Annotated in this window: 21 protein-coding genes; 10 read left to right on the top strand and 11 right to left on the bottom strand. The window is 67.7% G+C overall.

Annotation, left to right across the window (positions count from 1 at the left end; all coding sequences use genetic code 11):
• Nucleotides 1-46 precede the first annotated feature (46 nt).
• Nucleotides 47-1,513: an AMP-binding protein gene (locus G9373_RS08100; RefSeq protein ID WP_167114577.1), complete on the bottom strand. Its 1,467-nt coding sequence runs from the start codon at nt 1,511-1,513 to the stop codon at nt 47-49.
• Nucleotides 1,514-1,768: 255 nt separating this feature from the next.
• On the opposite strand from G9373_RS08100, the gene G9373_RS08095 reads away from it, so the two are divergent.
• The gene (locus G9373_RS08095; protein ID WP_167114574.1) at nt 1,769-2,983 is read left to right on the top strand and encodes an acetyl-CoA C-acetyltransferase; all 1,215 of its coding nucleotides are present in this window, start codon (nt 1,769-1,771) and stop codon (nt 2,981-2,983) included.
• Nucleotides 2,984-3,051: 68 nt separating this feature from the next.
• Here the strand turns inward: G9373_RS08095 and G9373_RS08090 are convergent, their stop codons facing one another.
• Nucleotides 3,052-3,846: an LLM class F420-dependent oxidoreductase gene (locus G9373_RS08090; protein ID WP_005570362.1), complete on the bottom strand. Its 795-nt coding sequence runs from the start codon at nt 3,844-3,846 to the stop codon at nt 3,052-3,054.
• 237 nt (nt 3,847-4,083) lie between these two features.
• Here G9373_RS08090 and G9373_RS08085 point away from each other — a divergent pair, with 237 nt between their 5' ends.
• Nucleotides 4,084-4,563, top strand: a complete 480-nt coding sequence (locus G9373_RS08085) for a nitroreductase family deazaflavin-dependent oxidoreductase (RefSeq protein WP_005570361.1) — start codon at nt 4,084-4,086, stop codon at nt 4,561-4,563.
• Nucleotides 4,564-4,569: 6 nt separating this feature from the next.
• Here the strand turns inward: G9373_RS08085 and G9373_RS08080 are convergent, their stop codons facing one another.
• From G9373_RS08080 to G9373_RS08070, 3 genes are all read right to left on the bottom strand, one after another.
• A complete protein-coding gene (locus G9373_RS08080) occupies nt 4,570-5,094 on the bottom strand; it encodes a TIGR04338 family metallohydrolase (RefSeq protein ID WP_120660123.1) in 525 nt (174 codons plus the stop codon).
• Complete coding sequence (locus G9373_RS08075) at nt 5,091-5,909, bottom strand: DUF2786 domain-containing protein (protein ID WP_120660124.1); 819 nt, start codon at nt 5,907-5,909, stop codon at nt 5,091-5,093. Before G9373_RS08075 ends, G9373_RS08080 begins: the two co-directional genes overlap by 4 nt.
• 73 nt (nt 5,910-5,982) lie before the next feature.
• Nucleotides 5,983-6,951, bottom strand: a complete 969-nt coding sequence (locus G9373_RS08070) for an iron-siderophore ABC transporter substrate-binding protein (protein ID WP_133985760.1) — start codon at nt 6,949-6,951, stop codon at nt 5,983-5,985.
• Nucleotides 6,952-7,013: 62 nt separating this feature from the next.
• Here G9373_RS08070 and G9373_RS08065 point away from each other — a divergent pair, with 62 nt between their 5' ends.
• The 7 genes from G9373_RS08065 (at nt 7,014) to G9373_RS08035 (ending at nt 15,430) form a co-directional block, all read left to right on the top strand.
• Complete coding sequence (locus G9373_RS08065) at nt 7,014-7,943, top strand: sucrase ferredoxin (protein WP_005570358.1); 930 nt, start codon at nt 7,014-7,016, stop codon at nt 7,941-7,943.
• 335 nt (nt 7,944-8,278) lie between these two features.
• Nucleotides 8,279-9,352 (top strand): sn-glycerol-3-phosphate ABC transporter ATP-binding protein UgpC, encoded by a 1,074-nt coding sequence (ugpC, locus tag G9373_RS08060; RefSeq protein WP_005264449.1) that lies wholly within the window; start codon nt 8,279-8,281, stop codon nt 9,350-9,352.
• Nucleotides 9,353-9,511: 159 nt separating this feature from the next.
• The gene (locus G9373_RS08055; protein ID WP_167114571.1) at nt 9,512-10,786 is read left to right on the top strand and encodes an ABC transporter substrate-binding protein; all 1,275 of its coding nucleotides are present in this window, start codon (nt 9,512-9,514) and stop codon (nt 10,784-10,786) included.
• Between the two features lie 15 nt (nt 10,787-10,801).
• Nucleotides 10,802-11,851 (top strand): sugar ABC transporter permease, encoded by a 1,050-nt coding sequence (locus G9373_RS08050; RefSeq protein WP_005570354.1) that lies wholly within the window; start codon nt 10,802-10,804, stop codon nt 11,849-11,851.
• A complete protein-coding gene (locus tag G9373_RS08045) occupies nt 11,848-12,741 on the top strand; it encodes an ABC transporter permease subunit (RefSeq protein WP_005249640.1) in 894 nt (297 codons plus the stop codon). The genes G9373_RS08050 and G9373_RS08045 overlap by 4 nt, the downstream gene beginning before the upstream one ends.
• 145 nt (nt 12,742-12,886) lie before the next feature.
• Entirely contained in the window at nt 12,887-13,078 is a 192-nt protein-coding gene (locus G9373_RS08040) for a hypothetical protein (RefSeq protein ID WP_043791782.1), read from the top strand.
• Between the two features lie 126 nt (nt 13,079-13,204).
• Nucleotides 13,205-15,430 carry a transglycosylase domain-containing protein gene (locus G9373_RS08035; protein ID WP_169695273.1) on the top strand — a complete coding sequence of 742 codons (2,226 nt, stop codon included), beginning with the start codon at nt 13,205-13,207 and terminating at the stop codon, nt 15,428-15,430.
• Here the strand turns inward: G9373_RS08035 and G9373_RS08030 are convergent.
• The 6 genes from G9373_RS08030 to G9373_RS08005 all read right to left on the bottom strand — a co-directional run bounded on the left by G9373_RS08030 (nt 15,427) and on the right by G9373_RS08005 (nt 21,211).
• A complete protein-coding gene (locus G9373_RS08030; protein ID WP_005264443.1) occupies nt 15,427-16,677 on the bottom strand; it encodes a hypothetical protein in 1,251 nt (416 codons plus the stop codon). The two genes, G9373_RS08035 and G9373_RS08030, sit on opposite strands and share 4 nt — an antisense overlap.
• A 160-nt stretch (nt 16,678-16,837) precedes the next feature.
• Complete coding sequence (locus tag G9373_RS08025; RefSeq protein WP_005264442.1) at nt 16,838-17,920, bottom strand: inositol-3-phosphate synthase; 1,083 nt, start codon at nt 17,918-17,920, stop codon at nt 16,838-16,840.
• On the bottom strand, nt 17,913-18,470 hold the full coding sequence (locus G9373_RS08020; RefSeq protein ID WP_005264441.1) for a PadR family transcriptional regulator: 558 nt from the start codon (nt 18,468-18,470) through the stop codon (nt 17,913-17,915). Before G9373_RS08020 ends, G9373_RS08025 begins: the two co-directional genes overlap by 8 nt.
• A 247-nt stretch (nt 18,471-18,717) precedes the next feature.
• A complete protein-coding gene (locus G9373_RS08015; RefSeq protein WP_167114568.1) occupies nt 18,718-19,509 on the bottom strand; it encodes a DUF1707 domain-containing protein in 792 nt (263 codons plus the stop codon).
• A 7-nt stretch (nt 19,510-19,516) separates the two neighbouring features.
• On the bottom strand, nt 19,517-20,341 hold the full coding sequence (locus tag G9373_RS08010; RefSeq protein ID WP_167114565.1) for a DUF1707 domain-containing protein: 825 nt from the start codon (nt 20,339-20,341) through the stop codon (nt 19,517-19,519).
• A gap of 15 nt (nt 20,342-20,356) precedes the next feature.
• On the bottom strand, nt 20,357-21,211 hold the full coding sequence (locus G9373_RS08005) for a DUF1707 domain-containing protein (protein ID WP_167114562.1): 855 nt from the start codon (nt 21,209-21,211) through the stop codon (nt 20,357-20,359).
• Nucleotides 21,212-21,299: 88 nt separating this feature from the next.
• Between G9373_RS08005 and G9373_RS08000 the strand changes: the two genes are divergently transcribed.
• Complete coding sequence (locus G9373_RS08000; protein WP_029539769.1) at nt 21,300-21,731, top strand: DUF5318 domain-containing protein; 432 nt, start codon at nt 21,300-21,302, stop codon at nt 21,729-21,731.
• Nucleotides 21,732-21,944 lie beyond the last annotated feature (213 nt).

Here is a 21,944-nt window from a genome sequence, read left to right as displayed (position 1 = left end):
GGGGGCATCGCCTCGGGTGCGTCCCGAGGTGTGGGGTGTTACTGGATCAGCTGACGGCGGCAGGCCGGTGGCGACTCCGCAGTCCCGGCTTGTCGATCTTGCCGACAGGGTTGCGGGGCAGCGCGTCGACGATGTGAATGGCCACCGGCAGTTTGACTTTCGTGAGCCGGCTACTCAGGTGCTCGGCCAGGACATCGTGGGTGACGGCGGTGTCCGGGTACGTGACCACGTATGCGACCGGCACTTCGCCGTACACGTCGTGCGGGGCACCGATCACGGCCGCCTCGAGGACGTCGTCGTGGGTGGCGAGAGCGTTCTCGATCTCCTTGGGGTAGATGTTCTCCCCACCGCGGATGATCATGTCCTTGATGCGGTCGACGAGGGTGAGGTAGCCGTCGTCGTCGAGTCGGCCGACGTCGCCGGTGTGGAGCCAGCCGTCGACGACGGTCCGTTCCGTTTCCTCGGGGCGGCCGAGGTAGCCGCGCATCACGTTCGCGCCCCGGATCACCACCTCGCCGACCGTCCCCGCAGGCACCGGTGCCCCGGACTCGTCGACGATCGCGATGGTCTGCCCCGGCAGCGCGGGGCCGACGGTGCCCAGCTTGCGAACGCCGGCAGGCGGATTGCACGCGGACGCGCACGTGCCCTCCGTCAGCCCGTAGCCCTCGACGATGACGAGCCCGAAACGCCGCTCGGCGTGGTCGAGAAGTTCCTTGGAGATCGGGGCGGCCCCGCAGACCGCGAACCGCAGCGAGGAGGTGTCGCCGACGGTGTCCTGGGAGACCAGAAGCGCGTAGATGGTCGGAACCGCGGAGAAGTACGTCGGCCGCAGGCGGGCGACGTCGTCGAAGAACCGAGCCGGTGAGAAGCGTCCGGTGACGCTCAGCTGACCGCCGGCGAGCATCGGGCTCAGGAAGCTGACGCAGATCGCGTTGACGTGGAACAGCGGCAGGATCAGGAGGCAGTGGTCGTCGGCGGTCAACGAGAAATGCTGCACCATCGACGAGCTCATGAACTGCAGGTTGTCGTGGGTGAGCATGACGCCCTTGGGATGTCCGGTCGACCCGGACGTATAGATCAGCAGGGCGAGGTCGTCTCCGCCGGCGGTGGTGCCCGGTGCCCAGGCGGGGTCGGGGATCGTCGCCATGTCGTCGACGGCGATCGCCGGACGGCCGCCGGTCGGTGCGTCGGGTCCCTCGTTGACGACGAGAATCGCTGTGGCGTCGTCGATCTGGTACTCCGCCTCGCTTGCGGTGAACGTCGGATTGACCGGGGTCGCGGCCGCGCCGATCCGCCAGGAGGCCATCAGGGCGATGAGCAGTTCCGCCCGGTTCGGCAGCATGATCGCGACGACGTCGCCACGTCCGACACCGTTCTCGGACAACTGTGCGGCGAAGGCGTCGACCCGCTCCGCGAACTGCCGGTACGTCAGTTCGAGTCGGTCGTCGCGCAGGCACGGCGCGTCAGCACGCTGTGTGGCGAGGTCCCAAGCGAAATACCCGATGTGCGACACGATTTCGTCCGCCCTTTCGTTGTGGTGTGATCCACAACACTATCGAGGGGTTTTCGTGCAAGAAACGGCCTCGGGGGCTCGAGTTCGGGCGGTTCGTTGTCGGTTGAGCACAATCGCGACCGTCCGGGGGTTGACACCGTGCCGCGGGCGTGGTCAATATATGCAAACGCTTAGAAAATAAGCACATGCTTAGAACTGAGGGGCTGCAGGTCCGCACCGACTGCCGTCCACCACGTCAATCGGTAGGAGTTACTCATGCCCGAGGCCGTCATCGTCTCCATCGCCCGTTCCCCGATCGGTCGCGCCATGAAGGGATCGCTCAAGGGCATGCGCCCCGACGACCTCGCCGCGCAGATGGTCCAGGCAGCACTCGACAAGGTGCCCGCGCTCGACCCCACCGACATCAACGACCTGATCCTGGGCTGCGGCCTGCCCGGCGGCGAGCAGGGTTTCAACATGGGCCGCAACGTCGCGGTCCAGCTGGGCTACGACTTCATTCCCGGTACCACCATCACCCGGTACTGTTCGTCGTCGCTGCAGACCACCCGCATGGCACTGCACGCGATCAAGGCCGGTGAGGGCGACGTGTTCATCTCCGCCGGTGTCGAGACCGTGTCCCGGTTCACCGCGGGCAACTCCGACTCGCTGCCCGACACCCAGAACCCGCTGTACGCCGACGCGCAGATCCGCACCGAGAAGCTCGCCCAGGGCGGCCAGCAGTGGGTCGACCCGCGTGAGGAAGGTCTGGTCCCCGACACCTACATCGCGATGGGCCAGACCGCCGAGAACGTCGCGCAGATCACCGGCATCACCCGCGAAGAGCAGGACCGGTGGGCGGTGCGCTCGCAGAACCGCGCCGAGGAGGCCATAGGCGCCGGCTTCTTCGAGCGGGAGATCACCCCGGTGACCCTGCCCGACGGCACCGTCGTGTCCACCGACGACGGCCCCCGCGCCGGCACCACCTACGAGGCCGTCAGCCAGCTGGGGCCCGTGTTCCGCCCGGATGGCACCGTCACCGCCGGCAACGCGTGCCCGCTCAACGACGGCGCCGCCGCCCTGGTGATCATGTCCGACACCAAGGCCAAGGAACTGGGGCTGACCCCGCTGGCCCGGATCGTGTCCACCGGGGTGTCCGGTTTGTCGCCGGAGATCATGGGCCTCGGCCCGATCGAGGCGTCCAAGCGTGCCCTCGCCATCGCGGGACTGGGCATCTCCGACATCGACCTCGTCGAGATCAACGAGGCGTTCGCCGTGCAGGTGATCGGGTCGGCGCGGGAGCTGAACATCGACGAGGACAAGCTGAACGTCTCCGGCGGCGCGATCGCCCTCGGTCACCCGTTCGGCATGACCGGTGCCCGCATCACCGCGACCCTGCTCAACAACCTGACCACCCACGACAAGCAGTTCGGCCTCGAAACCATGTGCGTCGGAGGCGGACAGGGCATGGCGATGGTCCTCGAACGGCTGTAGGCGGCTCCGCCGCCCGTGCGTGGTTGACGAGTGCAGAGACTCGTTAACCACTCACGGGCGCGAAGCGCCTACGCCAGGCCCGACAGCGGTGGCGGAGTGTTCTCGTCACGCCAGGCGATCGCCTCCTTCAGAGTGCCGAGGTCGTAGTCGGGACCACCCACGCCCACGGTGAACAGGGTGACGCCGGCGTCGACATGGGCTGCCGCGTCGTCGACACCCGGCCACGACGTGGAGTGCTGGATGCTGTCGGGGCTGCGTCCGGCATCCCGTGCGTATCCGGCGAGGATCCCCGACTTACGTTTGTACGTGTCCATGTCGCTGAAGCTGTGCCAGATGTCGCCGTACTGCCCGACCAGCGGCAGCGTCTTCTTCTCGCCGCCGCCGCCGATGAGGATCGGAATGTGCCGGGTGGGTGCGGGTTCCAGCTTGGCGAACCGGGCGGTGATCCGCGGAAGGTACTCGGCGAGCAGGTTCAGCCGCGACCCCGCGGTGCCGAATTCGTAGCCGTACTCGTCGTAGTCGCGCTCGAACCAGCCCGAGCCGATGCCCAGGATCAGCCGTCCGCCGCTGATGTGGTCGACGGTCCGGGCCATGTCGGCGAGCAGATCCGGGTTCCGGTAGCCGGCACACGTGACGAGCGCACCGATCTCCACTCGCTCCGTCTGCTCGGCGAACGCCCCGAGCATCGTCCAGCACTCGAAGTGGGCGCCGGCCGGATCGCCGTACAGCGGATAGAAGTGGTCCCAGTTGAAGACGATGTCGACGCCGGCGTCCTCGGCCCGCAGCACCGCGTCGCGGATCAGCCCGTAGTCGGGCGCGTGCTGCGGCTGAAGCTGGACACCGATGCGAACTGGACGAGTCATTCGTGGCTCCTCGGAGTAGACGTTGGGCCTTCCCGATCCATAGTGCTCGCGCGACGGTCGGGCGCACAACGAACCCGCCGAGCGGGCGATTTGAGCGGGCGAATGTACCGTCCGGCGCCCCAGATACGCCAAGCGGTACATTCACCCGGTTGTCGGCGCGTCTTCCGCCCATTGACTCCGAAACGGATGAGGACGCATCACCGCCCGACCACATGGCGGACGTGGAAGACTGGGTGTGTGAAGGTCACGCAGAGGCCTGACCCGCCGACCGGGATCCGGCGGACGTTCTTCCGCGCGCCGATCTACCTCTACCGCGTCCACCTCGGCTTTCTCCTCGGTGGCCGATTCCTGCTCCTCGAACACGTGGGGCGCAAGACCGGCGTCCGGCGGCAGGTCGTGCTCGAGGTGGTCAACCACGACGCCGTCGGCGACGGGTACGTGCTGGCCGCCGGGTTCGGTCCCAAGTCCGATTGGTACCGGAACCTGCGTGCACAACCGAGCGCGAAGATTCAGGTGGGCCTCCGGCGACTCTCGGTGACAGCCGAATTCCTCGATTCCGAGACCGGTGCGGACTTCATGGCGCATTACGCGGCGGAGCATCCGAAACTCGGACTGCGGATCGCCAAAGGCATGGGCTTCGACGTCGACGGCAGCGCGGCGGACTTCCGGGCGGCGGGCCGTGAAATCCGTTTCGTTCGGCTGCGCCCCCGCGCCTGAGGCAACTCAGTTCAGCCGCACCCCGCCCGCGAGGAGCATGGTGCGCAGGACGAATGCCGCCTCGGGGCCGATGATCTCCCCGACCAGGGTGAGGTAGCGGTCCACGTACTCCGGTCCGTGCGGGGCGACCGTCGGGTAGTCGGGGTCGGACGGATCGAGGTGATGGGCGACCTCGTGGAGCACCACCAGTTCGCGGAACGCCCAGGCGTTGCCGTTCCGATGCTCGGGTACTGCGATTGTCGCGCAATCGCTTTCGTAGTGGGCGGCCTTGTTGCCCGACCGCGCGCGGACGTGAACCGGGGTGGCCGCCCGCGTCCAGGTGGATCGCACCCAGTTCAGGGCGAGCACCCGGTCCACGTAATCCTGCACCGAGTCGATCGACGCGAACTTGCGTTCCACCGGCAGCGTCACCTGCGACCCCATCACGTCCACGACGCGCAGCCCGCGCTCGTCGGCGCGGTCGAACATGGTGCGCACGAGGGCTTCCGCGTCGTACACGGCGGTCCGCTGAGTGTCGCGGGGCCGCTTCACGACGGGATCTGCTTGCGGGCGGTCGACAGTTCGGGTGAGTTGCTCAGGCGGGCGGTCCGGGCGGCGCGGTCGCCGGCCCGGCGGGCGCTCGACGAATGTCCTGCGGACGCCCGCCCTCCGCGCCACGTGCCGCGGGCCTGCGAGTTCTCCGAGTAGTAGTCCTTCAGCTCGAGCTGTTTGTCACGCAGGACCAGCGCCGTCTCCGCCGACGACTCCGGCACGGACACCGCCTGCTCCTCGGCCTCCTTCTTGGCGTCGGCGAGGCGCTGCCCGATCCGCGCGGCGTAGGCGAGCTGGAAGTTCAACCGGGCGGTGACACCGGCGACGGGCCGTCGCACCCGTGTCGCGACCCGGCGGCGCCCGCGCTTCTCGACCTGCGTCCGCACCGTCGTCTCGCTGCGGTACTCCCCCGACTTGATGTAGCCGTCGGATGCCCGGACCATCTGGATCAGCAGGCTCGCGTACAGGGCTTCGCAGACGTCGATGTCGCCGGCGAACCCGTACGCGTAGATGACGGCCGACGTCTGGGCGATGTCGCACTGGACGTCGTTGGCGGCGGCGATCACCAGGAACAGCTGCGCGTACGTGCGGAGGCCCTTCTTGCCCGGTTCACCGATCGTGATCAGGCGCTGCGTGGGAGTGGCGCGCTTCTCCCGGCCTGCCGCGTGGGCGCGCGCCACGGCGAGGTCGATCGAGGAGGCGGTGGCGAGGCGCTGGGCGGCGGCCATGAAGGCCTCGCCCTCGTGCGGGTTGTCGGTGGATTCCGCCTGCCGGAGGAGCCCACCGATGCGGGTCAGCATCTTGTCGGAACTCACCCAGGCAGGCTAGCCCCCGTGCGCCTTTCTGGTCGTCGGCGCTACCAGAAAGGCGCACGGGCGGCGGAGCCGCCTACAGCCGCTCGAGGTCGTCGAGGATCAGGTTTGCGCCAGTGAGGCCGATGCCGGTGATCCACACCCGGTAGTCGGTCTGGCGGACGCCGTCGCGTCGTGACGGCCCCATCTGCCCGATGAGTACGGAGTCGATCCCCAGTTCACCCGGTGCGGACGTGTTGGCGACGAACGCGATGTCGGAGTCGATCTGGGCGACGTTCTCGAGCGAGATCTCGGACATGTCGTTCTTCGCGTCCCACGGCTGCCCGGTGATGGTGTAGCCGGCCGCGGTCAGCACGGAACCGGAGAACGTGCCGGGCCCGTGCAGGCGCAGGCCGTCGTCCATCACGCGGATGACGTGCGCGGTGCGGCCCCGGCTGGTTTCGGTCAACGCGGCGGCGCGGGCATGGAACGCCGACAGCTTCTGCTCGGCTGCGTCCGTCTCACCCATGGCCTCGGCGAACAACCGCAGCGTCCCCTGCCAGTCGACCGCCGGCGACACGGAGAACACGGTCGGCGCGATCGCGGACAGCGCGTCGTACAGGTCGCCGTGCCGCTGCTTGCTGCTGAGGATGAGGTCGGGCTGCAGCGCGGCGATCGCCTCGAGGTTCGGTTCGGCGATCGACCCGACGACGGTGGTGCTGTCCAGTCCGCCGCCCAGGTAGGCGGGCAGCGCGTCGGCGGAACCGGCCTGAGCAGCGCCTACCGGGGTCTTCCCGAGCGTGACGACGGTGTCGATGGGCAGGCTGTCGAGGGCGACGATGCGACTGGGCCGGTTGCTCACCGTCGTCGTGCCCATGGCGTGGGTGACGGTGCGCTGGGCGCCGCTGTCGCTGCCCGTTGCCGCGTCGGGTCGCGCGCAGGCGGCGGTGAGCGCGGCCAGTGCGGCTGCTCCCAGCCCGGCTCCGAATTCTCGTCGCGTGAGGGCGTCGACGATCTCCTGCCATTGGACGTCGGTGACATTCGGGGAGCACGTGGCAGAACGCATCCTGGACCTCGATCTCGAAGGGGGTAGAAGATAGGTGAACCTAACCTTATACAGTCTGTTGAGTGAGCGTGCAGACGACGATGTCGCCCGAGGGGTGGACGCCACCGGCCTGCGCGGCGCTCTCCCGGTCACTCCAAGAGCCGCTGTGCGGCACCGCGCCCCGGGTGCGCGGCTGGCTGCTGATCGAGCAACCCGGACCCTGGGGACGCGACCGGCTCCGGCAGAGTCGGCTCGACCCGGTCCTCGGCGACGCACTCGCCGCCCGGTGCGCCGACGCGGGGGTGCGTCCGGTGCTGATCCGCACCCGGGAGCGCCGCGACGTCGCCGCCGGACGTCATGTCTACCTCGTGCGTCCCGGACGAGCCGACGGCTGGGCGGAGCGACTGCTGGTGCGTGACGACCGGGAGCTGCTCGACCTCGACCTCGACCTGTCACCCGGAGTGGGGGAACGTCTCGACCCCACCGAATCGCTGTTTCTCGTCTGCACTCACGGCAAGAAGGACGCGTGCTGCGCGTCGTTCGGACGCCCCGTCGTCACCGGCCTCGGCCACCGCGACGGACGGGTGTGGGAATCGACGCACGTCGGCGGCGACCGATTCGCCGCGACCATGGTGTGCCTGCCGTCGGGCATCTACTACGGCCGGGTCACCGCGGAGGCGGCGGAACACATTGTCGCCGAACATGATCACGGACGCGTGGTGCTCGAACACTACCGCGGCCGGTGCACCGACGACCCGGTGCTGCAGTTCGCCGAGCACACCGTCCGGGTCGAGCGGTCGCTGCTCGGACTCGACGACGTGATCCCGCTGTCGGCGACCCCGCGGCCGGACGGCGACACCGACGTCCTGGTCCGGCACCCGGCCGGGACCGACCTGGTCCGGGTTCGCACGACCAGCGCCGAACCCCGCCTGACCGCCTGCAGCGCGGGTGTCGTGGACAGCCCGGACCGGTTCGAGGCGGCTCCGCCACCCGTGCGCCGTTCTGGTAGCTAGGGCAACCAAAAAGGCGCACGGGCGCGAAGCGCCCCATGCGGCAGGAGGTCTCGCTGCGGTTGCGCCGGCGACTCGTGGTGTTCACACGGTATTCACCGCCCCGATTCATCGACACATCCATCCCCAGCTGTGGAGAAACCTGTACATGAATGCCGCCAACATGATTCGGACCGAGCGTAATTCGGCCGAATCGGCAGCGGTGGCGGCGCGCGGAGGCCTGACGGCGGTTGCGCGAGCCGATCATCCACCGACCCAGCGGTGAGTGAGAAAGTGCGTCAACAGGTACATTTTCACGCACCTGTGCGCGGCGCCGGGTAGAAGGGACTTCGACGTTCATGGCCACAGTGACCTATGACGGTGCCACCTGCCTGTTCCCCGGCTCGGACAAACCGGCCGTCGACACGCTCGACCTGAAGATCGAGGACGGTGAGTTCCTGGTCCTCGTCGGCCCGTCCGGCTGCGGCAAGTCGACGTCGCTGCGGATGCTGGCCGGGCTCGAGGACGTCCACAGCGGCCGGATCCTCATCGGCGACCGCGACGTCACCACCCAGGAACCCAAGGAACGCGACATCGCGATGGTGTTCCAGAACTATGCGCTGTACCCGCACATGTCGGTGGCCGAGAACATGGGTTTCGCGCTCAAGCTCGCCGGCGCCGCGAAGGACGACATCCGCAAGCGCGTCGAGGAGACGGCGAAACTCCTCGACCTCGAGCCGTACCTGGACCGCAAGCCGAAGGCGCTGTCCGGCGGTCAGCGGCAGCGTGTCGCGATGGGACGTGCCATCGTCCGGCAGCCGCAGGTGTTCCTGATGGACGAGCCGCTGTCCAACCTCGACGCCAAGCTCCGCGTGCAGACGCGCACCCAGATCGCGCAGCTGCAGCGTCGCCTCGAGACGACGATGGTGTACGTGACACACGACCAGGTCGAGGCCATGACGATGGGCGACCGGGTGGCGGTGCTGAAGGACGGGGTGCTGCAGCAGTGCGCGTCGCCCCGCGACCTCTACAACAGGCCGGCCAACGTGTTCGTCGCCGGCTTCATGGGATCACCGTCGATGAACCTCTTCACGTTGCCGATCACCCCCGACGGGGTCCTGCTCGGCGACGCGACCATTCCGCTGCCCCGGCAGCTGCGCGCGGATACCGACGAACGCGAGGTCGTCGTCGGGATCCGCCCCGAACACCTGGAACTGTCGACCACCGGCATCCCGATGGAGGTCGCGGTGGTGGAGGAACTCGGATCCGACGCCTACATCTACGGCCGCAGCACCGTCAACGGGGAGACCCAGCAGTTGGTGGCCCGCGCCGACTGGCGGAACCCGCCCCGCAAGGGTGACCTGGTGAAATTGCACGTCGACCCGTCCCAGGTGCACCTGTTCTCGGCGTCCGAGGGCTACCGGCTGAGCTGACCCGGCGGGGGCCGGAGCGGTTCCTGACCGATTCAGGTCGGGGGTAATGCCGGACTTCTGCGGTGTTCCATGCCACAGTATGTTCCGACACCGCGCCGGTGCCGCGAGTTCTGTCGTGCCGGTAACGGGTTCATCCACATCTACCTACGGGGAGACTCCATGGTTCAGATTTCGAGAGCGGTCCGGCGCGCCGCGGTGTTTGCCACCGCTGCCTCGCTGGTCACGCTCACCGCTTGCTCGAGCGACAGCGGCAGCGACTCCACGTCGGAGAACCTCGACGGTCGCGGACCCATCATGTACGTCGAGGGCAAGGACACCACCGAGACCGGTGTCGTCCGCCAGATCATCGACGCGTGGAACGCCGAGCACCCGGACGAGCAGGTGACGTTCAAGGAGCAGTCGAACGACGCCGATCAGGCGCACGACGACCTGGTCCAGCACCTGCAGGCCAAGCAGTCCGACTACGACGTCGTCGCACTCGACGTCCCCTGGACCGCGGAGTTCGCGGCCAAGGGCTGGCTGCAGCCGCTGACCGGCGAGTTCGCGGTGGACAACACCGGAATCCTCCCCGCCACGGTCGACAGCGCCACCTACAACGGCACCCAGTACGCGGCGCCGAAGAACACCAACGGCGGCCTGCTGTACTACCGCAGCGACCTGCTGCCCGCCGCACCGAAGACGTGGGCCGAGCTGGCCGCCGCGTGTGAGGTCGCGAAGACCAACAACATCGACTGCTACGCCGGTCAGTTCGCACCGTACGAGGGCCTGACGGTGAACACCGCCGAGGTCATCAACGCGTACGGCGGCTCGTTCGTCGGCGAGGACGGCAAGACGCCGACCGTCGACAGCCCCGAGGCCCGCGCCGGCCTGCAGGTGCTGGTCGACAACTTCAAGAACGGTGACATCCCGGCCCAGGACACCACGTTCAAGGAGCCCGAGAGCCAGAAGGCGTTCGAGGACGGCAAGGCGCTGTTCCTGCGCAACTGGCCCTACGTGTACGGCACCGCCGACAAGGATTCGTCCGCGGTCAAGGGCAAGTTCGCGGTCGCCCCGCTGCCCGGCAAGGACGGCATCGGCGCCTCGACCCTCGGTGGCTACAACGCCGCCATCAGCGCGTACTCCGAGAACAAGGCCACGGCCCGCGACTTCCTCACCTTCCTGCAGGGTGAGCAGGCGCAGCGGATCATCGCCATGGGCTCGCTGCCGCCGGTCCGCGCCGCACTGTACGACGACCCGGAGATCATCGCGGCCTACCCGTTCATGCCGACGCTGAAGGTGTCGATCGAGAACGCCGTCCCCCGTCCGGTCACGCCGTTCTACCCCGCTGTGTCGAAGGCCGTGCAGGACAACGCCTACGCTGCCATCAAGGGTGAGAAGTCGGTGGATCAGGCGATCACGGACATGCAGTCCGGCATCCAGTCCGCAGGCTCGTAGAGCACAGGAGTGAACATGGCCGTTCCGACTGGGACCACCAGTGGAGCGCCGGCCCGTCCCGCGGCCGGGGATAACGACCCCGGCCGCGGTTCGCGTGAGAAGAGCGAGAACAGGCGACGCTTTGGGCTGAGCAGTCGCCGCGCGTGGCTGTTCGTCGTGCCGACGCTGGCCGTGCTGGCCGTCGTCATCGGCTACCCGGTGATCCGGGCAGTGGTGATGTCGTTCCAGAAGGACGCGGGACTCGATCCGTCGACCGGCATGTTCGTCGAGGGCGGCTGGGCCGGATTCACCAACTACACGCACTGGATTCTGCAACAGTGCACCTCCCCGAGCGGGGTGGCCGTGGCGTGCCCGCCCGGCACGCTCGGCTCCCAGTTCTGGTCGGCCGTCGGGAACACCGCGTTCTTCACCGTCGTCACGGTGGGCCTCGAGGTCGCGATCGGCCTGTGGATGGCGATCATCATGGGCAAGACGTTCAAGGGCCGCGCCCTGCTGCGTGCGGCGGTCCTGATCCCGTGGGCCATCCCGACCGCGGTCACCGCCAAGCTCTGGTACTTCATCTTCGCCTACGACGGCATCGCCAATCGCCTCCTCGGCACCGAGATCCTGTGGACGTCGGACGCGTGGCCCGCCCGGTTCGCGGTGATCATCTCGGACGTCTGGAAGACCACACCCTTCATGGCCCTGCTGATCCTCGCCGGACTGCAGATGATCCCGCAGGACGTGTACGAGGCGGCGCGGGTCGACGGCGCCTCGGCGTGGCAGCGGTTCCGGCAGATCACGCTCCCGCTGGTGAAGCCGGCGCTGATGGTTGCGATCCTGTTCCGCACGATGGACGCCCTGCGCATGTACGACCTGCCCGCCATCCTGACCGGCGGCAACCCGGCCACCACGACGGTGTCGATCCTCGTGGTCGACCAGGTGCGGCAAGGGTTCAACAGCGCGTCCGCGCTTTCCACCATCACGTTCCTCCTGATCTTCGCGGTGGCGTTCGTCCTCGTGAAATTTCTCGGCGCCAACGCCGTCGAGACTCAGGAAGCCCAGCGAAAGGGGCCGAAGTCGTGACCCATCGCGCCCCGGAGCTCGAACTCCCGAGCAGGCCCGTCCGCCGCAACCGCCCGAAGCGGTTCGCTTTCAAGAACTCCCGCATCTACATCGGTGTCGCGATCATCCTCGTCTGGGGGCTCGCGCCGTTCTACTGGATGATGGTGACGGCGTTCCGCGACCCTGACTACACGTTCGACACCACACCCTGGCCCACGCACGTCACGCTCGAGAACTTCCAGAACGCCCTGTCGACGAGCAGCGGCAACAACTTCACCCGGGCCGTCGTCAACAGCATGATCATCGGCGGTATCACCACCGTCGTCGCCCTCGCCGTCGGCATCTTCACCGCCTACGCGCTGGCCCGCATCGAGTTCCGGTTCAAGTACGTGGTGGTCGGCATCGTGCTAGGCGCGTCGATGTTCCCCGTCGTCGCCCTCGTCACCCCGCTGTTCCAGCTGTTCACGAACATCGGCTGGATCGGTACCTACCAGGCGATGATCATCCCGAACATCTCGTTCGTCCTGCCGCTCACCATCTACACGCTGACGTCGTTCTTCAAGGAACTTCCCTGGGAGCTCGAGGAGGCGGCGCGGATCGACGGCGCCAGCCGCGGTCAGGCGTTCCGGCTGGTGATGTTGCCGCTGGCGGCGCCCGCCCTGTTCACCACCGCCATCCTCGCGTTCATCGCGACCGTCAACGAGTACCTGCTCGCCAGCCAGCTCTCCAGCGACGCCACCGAACCGGTCACGGTCGCGATCGCCCGGTTCTCCGGCAACGACCCGCACGTGGTGCCGTACGCGGCGATCATGGCGGCGGGCACGATCGTCACCATTCCGCTGGTGATCATGGTGCTGCTGTTCCAGCGTCGCATCGTGTCGGGCCTGACGGCCGGCGGCGTGAAGAGTTAACGGTCGAGCGGAGCGAGGGGAAAGGTGCCGGTCGAGCGGAGCGAGGGGAAAGGTGCCGGTCGAGCGGAGCGAGGGGAAAGGTGCCGGTCGAGCGGAGCGAGGGGAAAGGTGCCGGTCGAGCGGGGCGAGGGGAAAGGTGTCGGTCATGCATCCGGTGGCGAAGCGGCAGCGGCTCGAGGTTCTGATCGGCATCCTCGGGTTCTTCACGGTGATGGCGTTCATCGCCGCGGTCGTCGAGGTCGTCCGCGGCGACCCCGGCGTCACCCCTGCGCTGGTGTTGCTCGGATGCCTGGTGCTGTCGGGGCTGGCGGTCGTCGCCCGGAATCGGGTGCGCTGAAACAGTACGGTCGGTATGGATATTTGCTGAGCGTTAGCGCGGCGCGCGTCACACTCGAGGCCATTCACATAACATACGTACGGGTGGGTGCGATGATCCTCCGTGACCGGATAACTGACCGGGAGTGTGGAAGTGAGTTCTGGCAACGACGCGACGGGCAACCATGCCTCCGATCCGGGGGGCACACCGCCCGTGGACGACGGTTCGGCTGACACGACCACTCCACCACCGGACGGGAAGAAGAAACGCAACCGGTGGCGCACGGTCCGCCGGGTCAGCCTGGTTGTGATCGCGTTGCTGCTGGTCGTCCCGCTCGTCGGGTTCCTGGTCAGTTACGTCCGCGCCGAGGTCCCGCGCCCGTCGGACATGAAGACCAATCAGGTGGCCACCGTCTTCGCCGCCGACGGCACCACCGAGCTGACCAAGGTGATCCCGCCGGAGGGCAACCGCACCGAGATCGCGCTCGACGCCATTCCCCAGCACGTCCGCGACGCCGTCCTGTCGGCGGAGGACCGCAACTTCTACTCCAACCCCGGCTTCTCCGTCACCGGGTTCATGCGTGCCGCCCGCGACAACGTCCTCGGCAAGGAAAGCGCGGGCGGCGGGTCGACGATCACGCAGCAGTACGTCAAGAACGTGCTGGTCGGCGCGGACCGCAACGTGTACCGCAAGATGCGCGAACTCGTGATCTCCACCAAGATGGCCCGCGAGTGGTCCAAGGACGAAATTCTCGCCGCCTACCTGAACACCATCTACTTCGGGCGCGGCGCGTACGGCATCGAGGCGGCGTCGCGCGCCTACTTCGACAAGCCGGTCGGCGACCTGTCGGTGGCCGAGGGCGCGGTGCTCGCCTCCGTGATCCAGAGCCCGTCCTACCTCGACCCCGAGGCCAACCTCGACCAGCTGCAGGCGCGCTGGAACTACGTGCTCGACGGCATGGTCGCGATGAGTGTGCTCAGTCAGCAGGACCGCAGTGCGGCCGAATTCCCGGTCACCGCCCCGTCCAACCGGCCCACCGACGCCAACTCCGCGCCCGGCCCCGATGGCCTGATCCGCAACCAGGTGCTGCGCGAGTTGTCGGATGCGGGAATCTCCGAGCAGACCCTCAACACCGAGGGACTGCAGATCACCACCACGATCGATCCGAGGGCGCAGGAGTCCGCGATCGAGGCCGTCCACGACAACCTCGAAGGGGAGGATCCGGGGCTGCGGACCGCCGTCGTGTCGATCGATCCCCGCACCGGCGGTGTGCGCGCGTACTACGGCGGCGAGGACGGCGCCGGCTTCGACTACGCCCAGGCGCCCCTGCAGACGGGGTCGTCGTTCAAGGTGTTCGGCCTGGCCGCGGCGCTGGAGCAGGGCATCCCCCTCTCCGCCCGGTTCAGCAGTGCACCGCTGACCGTCGGCAGCGTGCAGATCGGCAACGTGGAGGGCGAGTCCTGCGGCACGTGCACCATCGCCGAGGCGACGAAGCGGTCGCTGAACACGAGCTTCTACCGGTTGATGATGTCGCTGGACAACGGTCCGCAGGCCATCGCCGACGCCGCCCACAAGGCGGGGATCCCGGAGTTCATTCCCGGGGTGCAGGGTAAGACGCTCAGCGAGAACGGCGGCGAACCCGAGGGCGGCATCGTCCTCGGCCAGTACCTGTCGCGGCCGATCGACATGGCGTCCGCGTACGCGACGCTCGCGGCGTCGGGCATCTACCACCAGCCGTACTTCGTGCAGCGGGTGGTGACCGCCGACGGCGTCGTGCTCCTGGACCGTGCGCCCAGTCCGGGTGAGCGCCGGCTCGATGCCGCGGTGGCCGACAACATCAGTCAGGCACTGATGCCGATCGCCTCGTACTCGCGGGGCCACGCGCTGGCGGGGGGACGCCCGTCCGCGGCGAAGACCGGCACGGCGCAGCTCGGGGACACCGGCGAGAACAAGGACGCCTGGATGGTCGGCTACACGCCGTCGCTGGCGACGGCGGTGTGGATCGGCAAGGCCGATGCCACCGCCATCAACAACAGCTGGGGCGGCCTGATCTACGGTTCGGGTCTGCCGTCCGACATCTGGAAGGACACGATGGACGGCGCCCTCGAAGACACCGATTGGGAAGACTTCCCGTGGCCCGACCCGATCGGCGGCCAAGCCGGTGTGCCCACGTGGACCGGTCAAACCAGCGGCGACGGAACGGGAACCGGCACCAGCGGGGTTGTCCCGCCGCCCGGTGCCCCCACCCCGGCACCCGTCGAGGTTCCGCCTCCGGCCGTCCCGGTTCCGCCCGTCCCGCCGGTGCCCGCACCCGTCCCGGCGCCGACCCAGATCGAAATCCTGCCGGGCGTCATCATCCCGCTGCCGGGTTAGCCGAGGTTCTGAAACCCGCCGCGCGGCGGAGTACGGTTCGGCAGCACCACAACCCGCAGCGCGGCGCGGAGGCTTTCCTTCGTCTTGGCCCAGGCACTCGCCTCGTCCTCACACATGTCGGCCTCCTCGGGCTCTTCCTCGCGGGCGAGTTCCGCGTTGTGGCGCCACTCGATCTCCTGCTCGGTGCAGAGCCGGAGGAACTCGAGGATGGTGTCGCGGTCGCGTCCGCAGATCTCCGCGACGTCGTCCGGGTCGAGCCCGCTCTCGGAGTCGAGGTGGATCAGGGTCACGAGGGCGGCGGGGAACTCGTCCTCGCATTCGTGCTCTGCGTACGAGGACGTGGCGCCGGGTGTGGAATTGAGTTTGCCGCCGAGCTTTTCGGCGAACGCGTCGTCGACGGTGTCCACGAAATGCTCGAACATCCGGAACACCGACACCAGGTGATCCGCGACGAACGGTGATCCGTCGACGCGCATGACGGCGACCACGTTGTCGACGATGAGCAGGAACTTGATGTCGGGCCACTGGCGGTTGAGGTCGGCGAGCGCCTCCGCGGTGCGCGTGCGATCGCTGATCGTGTGGACCACACGGGCGAACACCTCGACGCGGGCGTCCTCCTCGATCACCCGCACATACGTGGGGAGATCGCCGACCCAGACGAGGATGTCGCCGTCCGCATCCTTGCCGGGTGCCTGCTCGAGCATGGATTCGACCGCGGCATCGACACGGTCGCGCAGCCCGGCGCCGTCGCGCAGCTGGGCCGGGACATCGGCCGTACCGAACTCCGGGGTCTCGCCCCGGCCACCGGTGATCGCCTTCAGGAACGAGGGATGCAGAAGGTCCCAGATCTCCCGGAACACGGTGACCGTCATCGACGCCAGCAGGTGGGCGTCCTCCCGGTCGGCGTCGAGGTAGTACGACGCGGAACCGTTGCCCTCGTCGACGTGCTCGCACAGGTCGGGGCGATTCCAGCCGAGCTCGATCAGCCGATCGTGTTCCTCCTCGGTGAGTGCCCGCGCCGGGTGCAGGAAGCGGTTGGACGGCACCTCGCACCGCACCTTGTCGCCGGCCCACGCGAAGAACCGCACGCACGCGGCGGTCTCGACGAGACCGTCGTCGACGCTGTCGTACTGCGACTGCAGCACCAGCTCGTCGTCGTCCTCCATCACGTGCACGTACCCGGTCAGACGGTCCTGGAGTTCGGTCCAGGCGTCGTCGATCTCTCGATCGAAAGTGTTGTCGGACATCACGCCTCCCTCGATGAATCCTGGGTGTCACCGTAGAGGGAGGGTCTGACAAGAAATCGAACACAAAGGCGAATGCACCTTTCGTCGCCGTGAAGACGACGAAAGGTGCATTCGCCGGGAGCTGAGCGACCTATGTGCTCAGATGCTGCTGCGTGGTGAACTACGCGTCGATGATGAACGCCTCGAGCTCGGTACGAGCCTTGTCGTCCGCCATCTGGACCGGCGGGGACTTCATCAGGTACGCGGACGCCGGGTAGACGGGTCCACCGATGCCGCGGTCCTTGGCGATCTTGGCTGCGCGGACGGCGTCGATGATGATGCCGGCCGAGTTCGGGGAGTCCCAGACCTCGAGCTTGTACTCCAGGTTCAGCGGAACGTCACCGAAGGCTCGACCCTCGAGGCGGACGTACGCCCACTTGCGGTCGTCGAGCCAGCCGACGTGATCCGACGGGCCGATGTGCACGTTGCCCGGACCGAGGTCGCGGGTCAGGTTCGACGTCACGGCCTGCGTCTTGGAGATCTTCTTCGACTCCAGGCGATCACGCTCGAGCATGTTCTTGAAGTCCATGTTGCCGCCGACGTTCAGCTGCATGGTGCGGTCGAGCTGCACGCCGCGGTCCTCGAAGAGCTTCGCCATCACGCGGTGGGTGATGGTGGCGCCGACCTGCGACTTGATGTCGTCACCGACGATCGGGACGCCGGCGTCCTTGAACTTCGCGGCCCACTCGGGGTCGGAGGCGATGAACACGGGCAGGGCGTTGACGAACGCGACACCCGCGTCGATGGCGCACTGGGCGTAGAACTTGTCGGCGTCCTCGGAACCCACGGGCAGGTACGAGACCAGCACGTCGACCTTGGCGTCCTTCAGGGCCTTGACGACGTCGACGGGCTCGGCCTCGGAGATCTCGATGGTCTCGGCGTAGTACTTGCCGATGCCGTCGAGGGTGGGGCCGCGCAGCACCGGAACGTCGGCCGGCGGGACGTCGGCGATCTTGATGGTGTTGTTCTCGCTGGCGAAGATGGCCTCGGACAGGTCGAATCCGACCTTCTTGGCGTCGACGTCGAACGCGGCGACGAACTGGACGTCGCGCACGTGGTACTTGCCGAACTTGACGTGCATGAGGCCGGGAACGGTCGCCGTCTCGTCGGCGTCCTTGTAGTACTGCACGCCCTGAACCAAGGACGAGGCACAGTTCCCCACGCCCACAATGGCCACGCGCACCGCGGTGCTGTTCTCACCCATGGTCGGGTTCTCCTTTTTTCTTAGGTGTTGCTGTCGATTGCTCGGCGGCGATCAGCTCGTTGAGCCAGCGCACTTCACGCTCACTGGATTCGAGACCGAGCTGGTGGAGCTGCTTGGTGTAGCGATCCAGCGTGCCGCTCGCTTTTCCGATCGCGTCGCGAAGCGCCTCACGGCGCTCCTCGACCTGGCGTCGTCTGCCTTCGAGAATCCGCATCCGCGCCTCTGCGGGGGTGCGGCTGAAGAAGGCGAGATGAACGCCGAATCCGTCATCGGTGTAGTTCTGCGGACCCGTGTCGGCGACCAGTTCCTTGAACCGCTCCTTGCCGATCGGCGTGAGCTGGTAGACGCGGCGGGCGCGACGCTTGACGGTCCCCGGAGGGCCTGCGTCCTCGGCGATCAAACCGTCTGCCTGCATGCGTCGAAGCGTCGGGTAGAGGGAACCGTACGAAAAGGCGCGAAATGCACCCAGCAGTCCCGTCAACCGTTTGCGCAGCTCGTATCCGTGCATGGGTGACTCGTGGAGCAGCCCGAGAATTGCCAATTCGAGCACGTCCACCCCCTGAGTCGCCCGACCTAACCGCGTGATGCGATTCAAAACTATATCGCACCGATATATAGGAGGATACGCGCGCTCGATACACGGGACAAGCCGTCACAGGTTGTCAACCCAGGTCCGGGTCTCCGGCTGCGTCGCCGAATGTCACACCGGTGCCGTCTGACTGAACGAATGTCACATCGGGCGACCAACCGCGGCCGACGGCACCCGACGGCGGCTGGTGGGCAACGACCCTGGACGCTCAGTCCTCGTAGGGGTAGATGTCGAACGGTTCGCCGTCGAATCCGACGACCATGTGTCCGGTGTGGCCGGCGGCGTTCTTCACGTGGATGGAGATGGTCGGCGGTCCGTCGTCGGACCCGGGTTCGTACCGGAAGGAGACGATCTCCACCGCGCCGTCGGGGACGCGCAGGGTTTCGGGTGCCCCGGCGAGCAGGCGGGCGATCGCGACCTGGTCGACGGTGCCGAGGTCGAAGGACTTCTCGTCGTCGGATCGGGTGGAGGAGCTGCCCCAGTCGTCGAATTCGCCGTCGTAGAGGTAGGAGTCGGATTGCCGGGCGTTGCCGGAGGACGGCCGGTCGAAGACGGCGTGAGCCGGGTAGAGGCCGAGTTCGTCGGCGACGGTGTCGCCGTATTCGACGCGGTACTCGTCGAGGAAGAAGTGCAGCCCGGCGCCGGTGGTGAGGTTCGGCACCGATTTCGACGGGCCGAGGTCGCTGTTCGCGACGGCTCCGGCGATGCCGCCCGCGGCAGCTGCGGCGACGACGAGGACCGCGGCGTACACCCACCGTCGCGACGACCGGCGGCGTCGCGGCGACACGACGGGGCTCGCCGCGAGCCGGCTGGGGATCTGGAGGTCCCCGATGAGGCGGTCGAGTTCGTCGAACGTCTTCGCCCGCATCGCCGTGGAAGTGCGGGAGGCGTGTTCCTCCGCGGACAGTTGCCCGTCGGCGAGTGCGGCGTCGAGCATCCCGCAGGCGTCGGCGCGGTCGGAGTCGCGGGCGCGGATTCCCGCGAGTGTGGTCCTGGGCATCTACGTCCTATCGGCCGAAGGGGTAGACGCTCAGTGGTGCACCGGACGGGTCGAGTTCCATGTGTCCGCTCTCGCTGAACTCGTTGGTCACGTAGATCGACACGGTGGGGCCGTCCTCGTCGGCTTCGAACGAGATGTGGCTGACTTCTCCGTCCGGGACGTTGAGGCTCACCGGGGCGCCTACGACCGTTCCGCCGATCCGGTCGAGGTTCAGCGTCGACAGGTCGAACACGGGGGTGTCGACCTTCCGGGTGGTCGGGGTTCGCGACGGCGTGAACCCGCCGCGGTAGTCGTAGCTCACCATCCGGTTCGGTTCGAGGGGAAGCGCACGTTCGAGGCTGGCGTGGCCGCCCTCGTAGAGCGTGAGGTCGTCGACGATCAGATCGCCGAACTTGGCGCGGTACCGGTCGAGGAACACCTTCATGCCCTCGGGTGTGACGGGATTCGGCGTCGCGACGACCAGCGGTTCGACGGAATCGAGATCGACCTGCTGCGCGACGGGTGTCACGGTGGCCTGTGCGTCGTCGCTGTCGACGAGCGTGAAGGCGCCGACGGCCGCCACGATCGCGGCGACGGCGACGGCGGCCGGGAACCAGTGCTTGGCGGTGTCGCGTGGGGGACGTGCGTCCGGTGGTGCGTCTGAGGGTCGCTGCAGGTCGCTGACCAGGACCTCGAGGTCGGCGAGGGTGCGAGCTTCCGCGGCGAGGTCGGACATCGCGCGGTGTTCCGACTCGTTGATCTGGCCGTCGCCGAATGCGGCGTCGAGCAGTGCGGACGTGTTGGTTCGATCGACGTCGCGTGCCCGCGTGTTCGGTGGGTATCGGCTGGCCACGGGTGGATCTTAGAGCTAGTTCGCGGGGTTCACCTGCCATACGTCTCCGCCGAGCGTCGCCCGCAGATAGCCTCCGCCGGTCTGGTCCCTGTCGTAGACGTACACATTGATCGTCGGCCCCTTGCCGCCGTCGGCGAGGAGAACGTGCCCGATGGTGCCGTCGGGGACTCCGACCAGCCGGGGTGCGTCGGCGATCAGCGCGACGAGTGCCGGCACATTTACCTGCGCGAGGTCGACCTCACCGGTTCCGGGGAGGCGCTGCGTGCGGATGCCCGACGGCTTGAACCCGCCGCGGAAGTCGTACCGGTCGACCTTGTCGGGCGCGTCCGGGGCCGTCCGCGACAAGATCGCGTATTCGTCGTACAACCCCAGTTCGTGGACGGTGAGATCGCCGAACCTCTGCCGGTACTGCTCGAAGAGGGCGTGGATCCCGTCCTGGGTGAGGGGCTGCGCCTGTCCCACGATGATCGGTTCCACCGCGGGCACCTCGACCTCCGGCTGGGCCAGCGGTTTCTCGACCTGCGCCGGGACGGGTGCGGTGACGGGATCCGGGCCGTCCTGTTCGGTGAGCGCGAGACCGATCGCGCCGACCGCGATCACCGCCCCGCACGCGACCGCGATCCGCAGCGCCCGGCGGGGTGCACCCGATGTCCGGACAGGTGCCTGGGCGGTGATCGACGACGGCAGCTGCAGGTCGCTGATCAGCAGGTTCAGCTCGGCGAGAGTCTTCGCCGACATGGCCTGGGCGGTGCGGTCGTGGTACTCGCCGGCGCCGAGCTGTCCATCGGCGTAGGCGGCGTCGAGCTGGCTGCATGCGTTGACCCGATCGAGGTCACGTGCGCGAGTCTGCGAGGACGGTCCTGAGGCCACACCGGCATCGTAGTGCGGCAACCGTGTTTGACCAGCGTCACTCGACCGACCCCTTCTCTCCGGACGCGACGCACGTACTCTGGTCTCCGTGCGGATACAGCGGCAGGTGGTGGACTATGCGCTTCAGCGCCGGTCACTCCTGGCCGAGGTCTACTCGGGCAGGACGGGTGTCACGGAGGTCTGTGACGCCAGCCCCTACCTGCTTCGTGCCGCAAAGTTCCACGGCAAGGGCAGTGATGTGGTGTGCCCGATCTGCCGTAAGGAGCAGTTGACTCTGGTCTCCTGGGTCTTCGGTGACAAGTTGGGCCCGGTGTCGGGTTCGGCTCGTACGGCCGAGGAGCTGGTGCGTCTCGCGTCCACTCAGGAGGAGTTCTCGGTTCACGTGGTCGAGGTGTGCCGGACATGCAGCTGGAACCATTTGGTCCAGTCCTATGTTCTCGGTACCGTGCCCGAACCGAAACGGCCCAGGCGTTCGTCGCCACGGCCGCGGCCTCCGAGCCGTCGAACCGCGAGCGAGTAGACACGCCCGAACACGGACGCGGGCAGAAGAGTGCCCACAGACGTAACGCAGGACTGAAGCCGGTCCACAACCACTGGAGATTTGTACGTGAGTTCCCCCCGCAGCAACGCCCCGGGTGATCGACCGAACGGACCGAGACGACCGAGTGGCCCCCCGCCACAGGGACGCCCCGGAGGTCCACCACCCCGCGGCGGACAGCCTGCGGGTGGGCCC

The organism is Rhodococcus sp. A14 (assembly GCF_011603105.1).
Lineage (GTDB): Bacteria > Actinomycetota > Actinomycetes > Mycobacteriales > Mycobacteriaceae > Rhodococcus_F > Rhodococcus_F opacus.
Note: the sequence above shows the minus strand (reverse complement) of the source record. Positions and strands in the feature narration are given on the sequence as shown.

Excerpts from the sequence above, each read along its gene's own strand:
- G9373_RS08095 (WP_167114574.1), top strand. The coding sequence starts at position 1,769 with ATGCCCGAGGCCGTCATCGTCTCCATCGCCCGTTCCCCGATCGGTCGC.
- G9373_RS08090 (WP_005570362.1), bottom strand. The coding sequence starts at position 3,846 with ATGACTCGTCCAGTTCGCATCGGTGTCCAGCTTCAGCCGCAGCACGCG.
- G9373_RS08070 (WP_133985760.1), bottom strand. The coding sequence starts at position 6,951 with ATGCGTTCTGCCACGTGCTCCCCGAATGTCACCGACGTCCAATGGCAG.
- ugpC (WP_005264449.1), top strand. The coding sequence starts at position 8,279 with ATGGCCACAGTGACCTATGACGGTGCCACCTGCCTGTTCCCCGGCTCG.
- G9373_RS08055 (WP_167114571.1), top strand. The coding sequence starts at position 9,512 with ATGGTTCAGATTTCGAGAGCGGTCCGGCGCGCCGCGGTGTTTGCCACC.
- G9373_RS08050 (WP_005570354.1), top strand. The coding sequence starts at position 10,802 with ATGGCCGTTCCGACTGGGACCACCAGTGGAGCGCCGGCCCGTCCCGCG.
- G9373_RS08040 (WP_043791782.1), top strand. The coding sequence starts at position 12,887 with ATGCATCCGGTGGCGAAGCGGCAGCGGCTCGAGGTTCTGATCGGCATC.
- G9373_RS08030 (WP_005264443.1), bottom strand. The coding sequence starts at position 16,677 with ATGTCCGACAACACTTTCGATCGAGAGATCGACGACGCCTGGACCGAA.
- G9373_RS08025 (WP_005264442.1), bottom strand. The coding sequence starts at position 17,920 with ATGGGTGAGAACAGCACCGCGGTGCGCGTGGCCATTGTGGGCGTGGGG.
- G9373_RS08015 (WP_167114568.1), bottom strand. The coding sequence starts at position 19,509 with ATGCCCAGGACCACACTCGCGGGAATCCGCGCCCGCGACTCCGACCGC.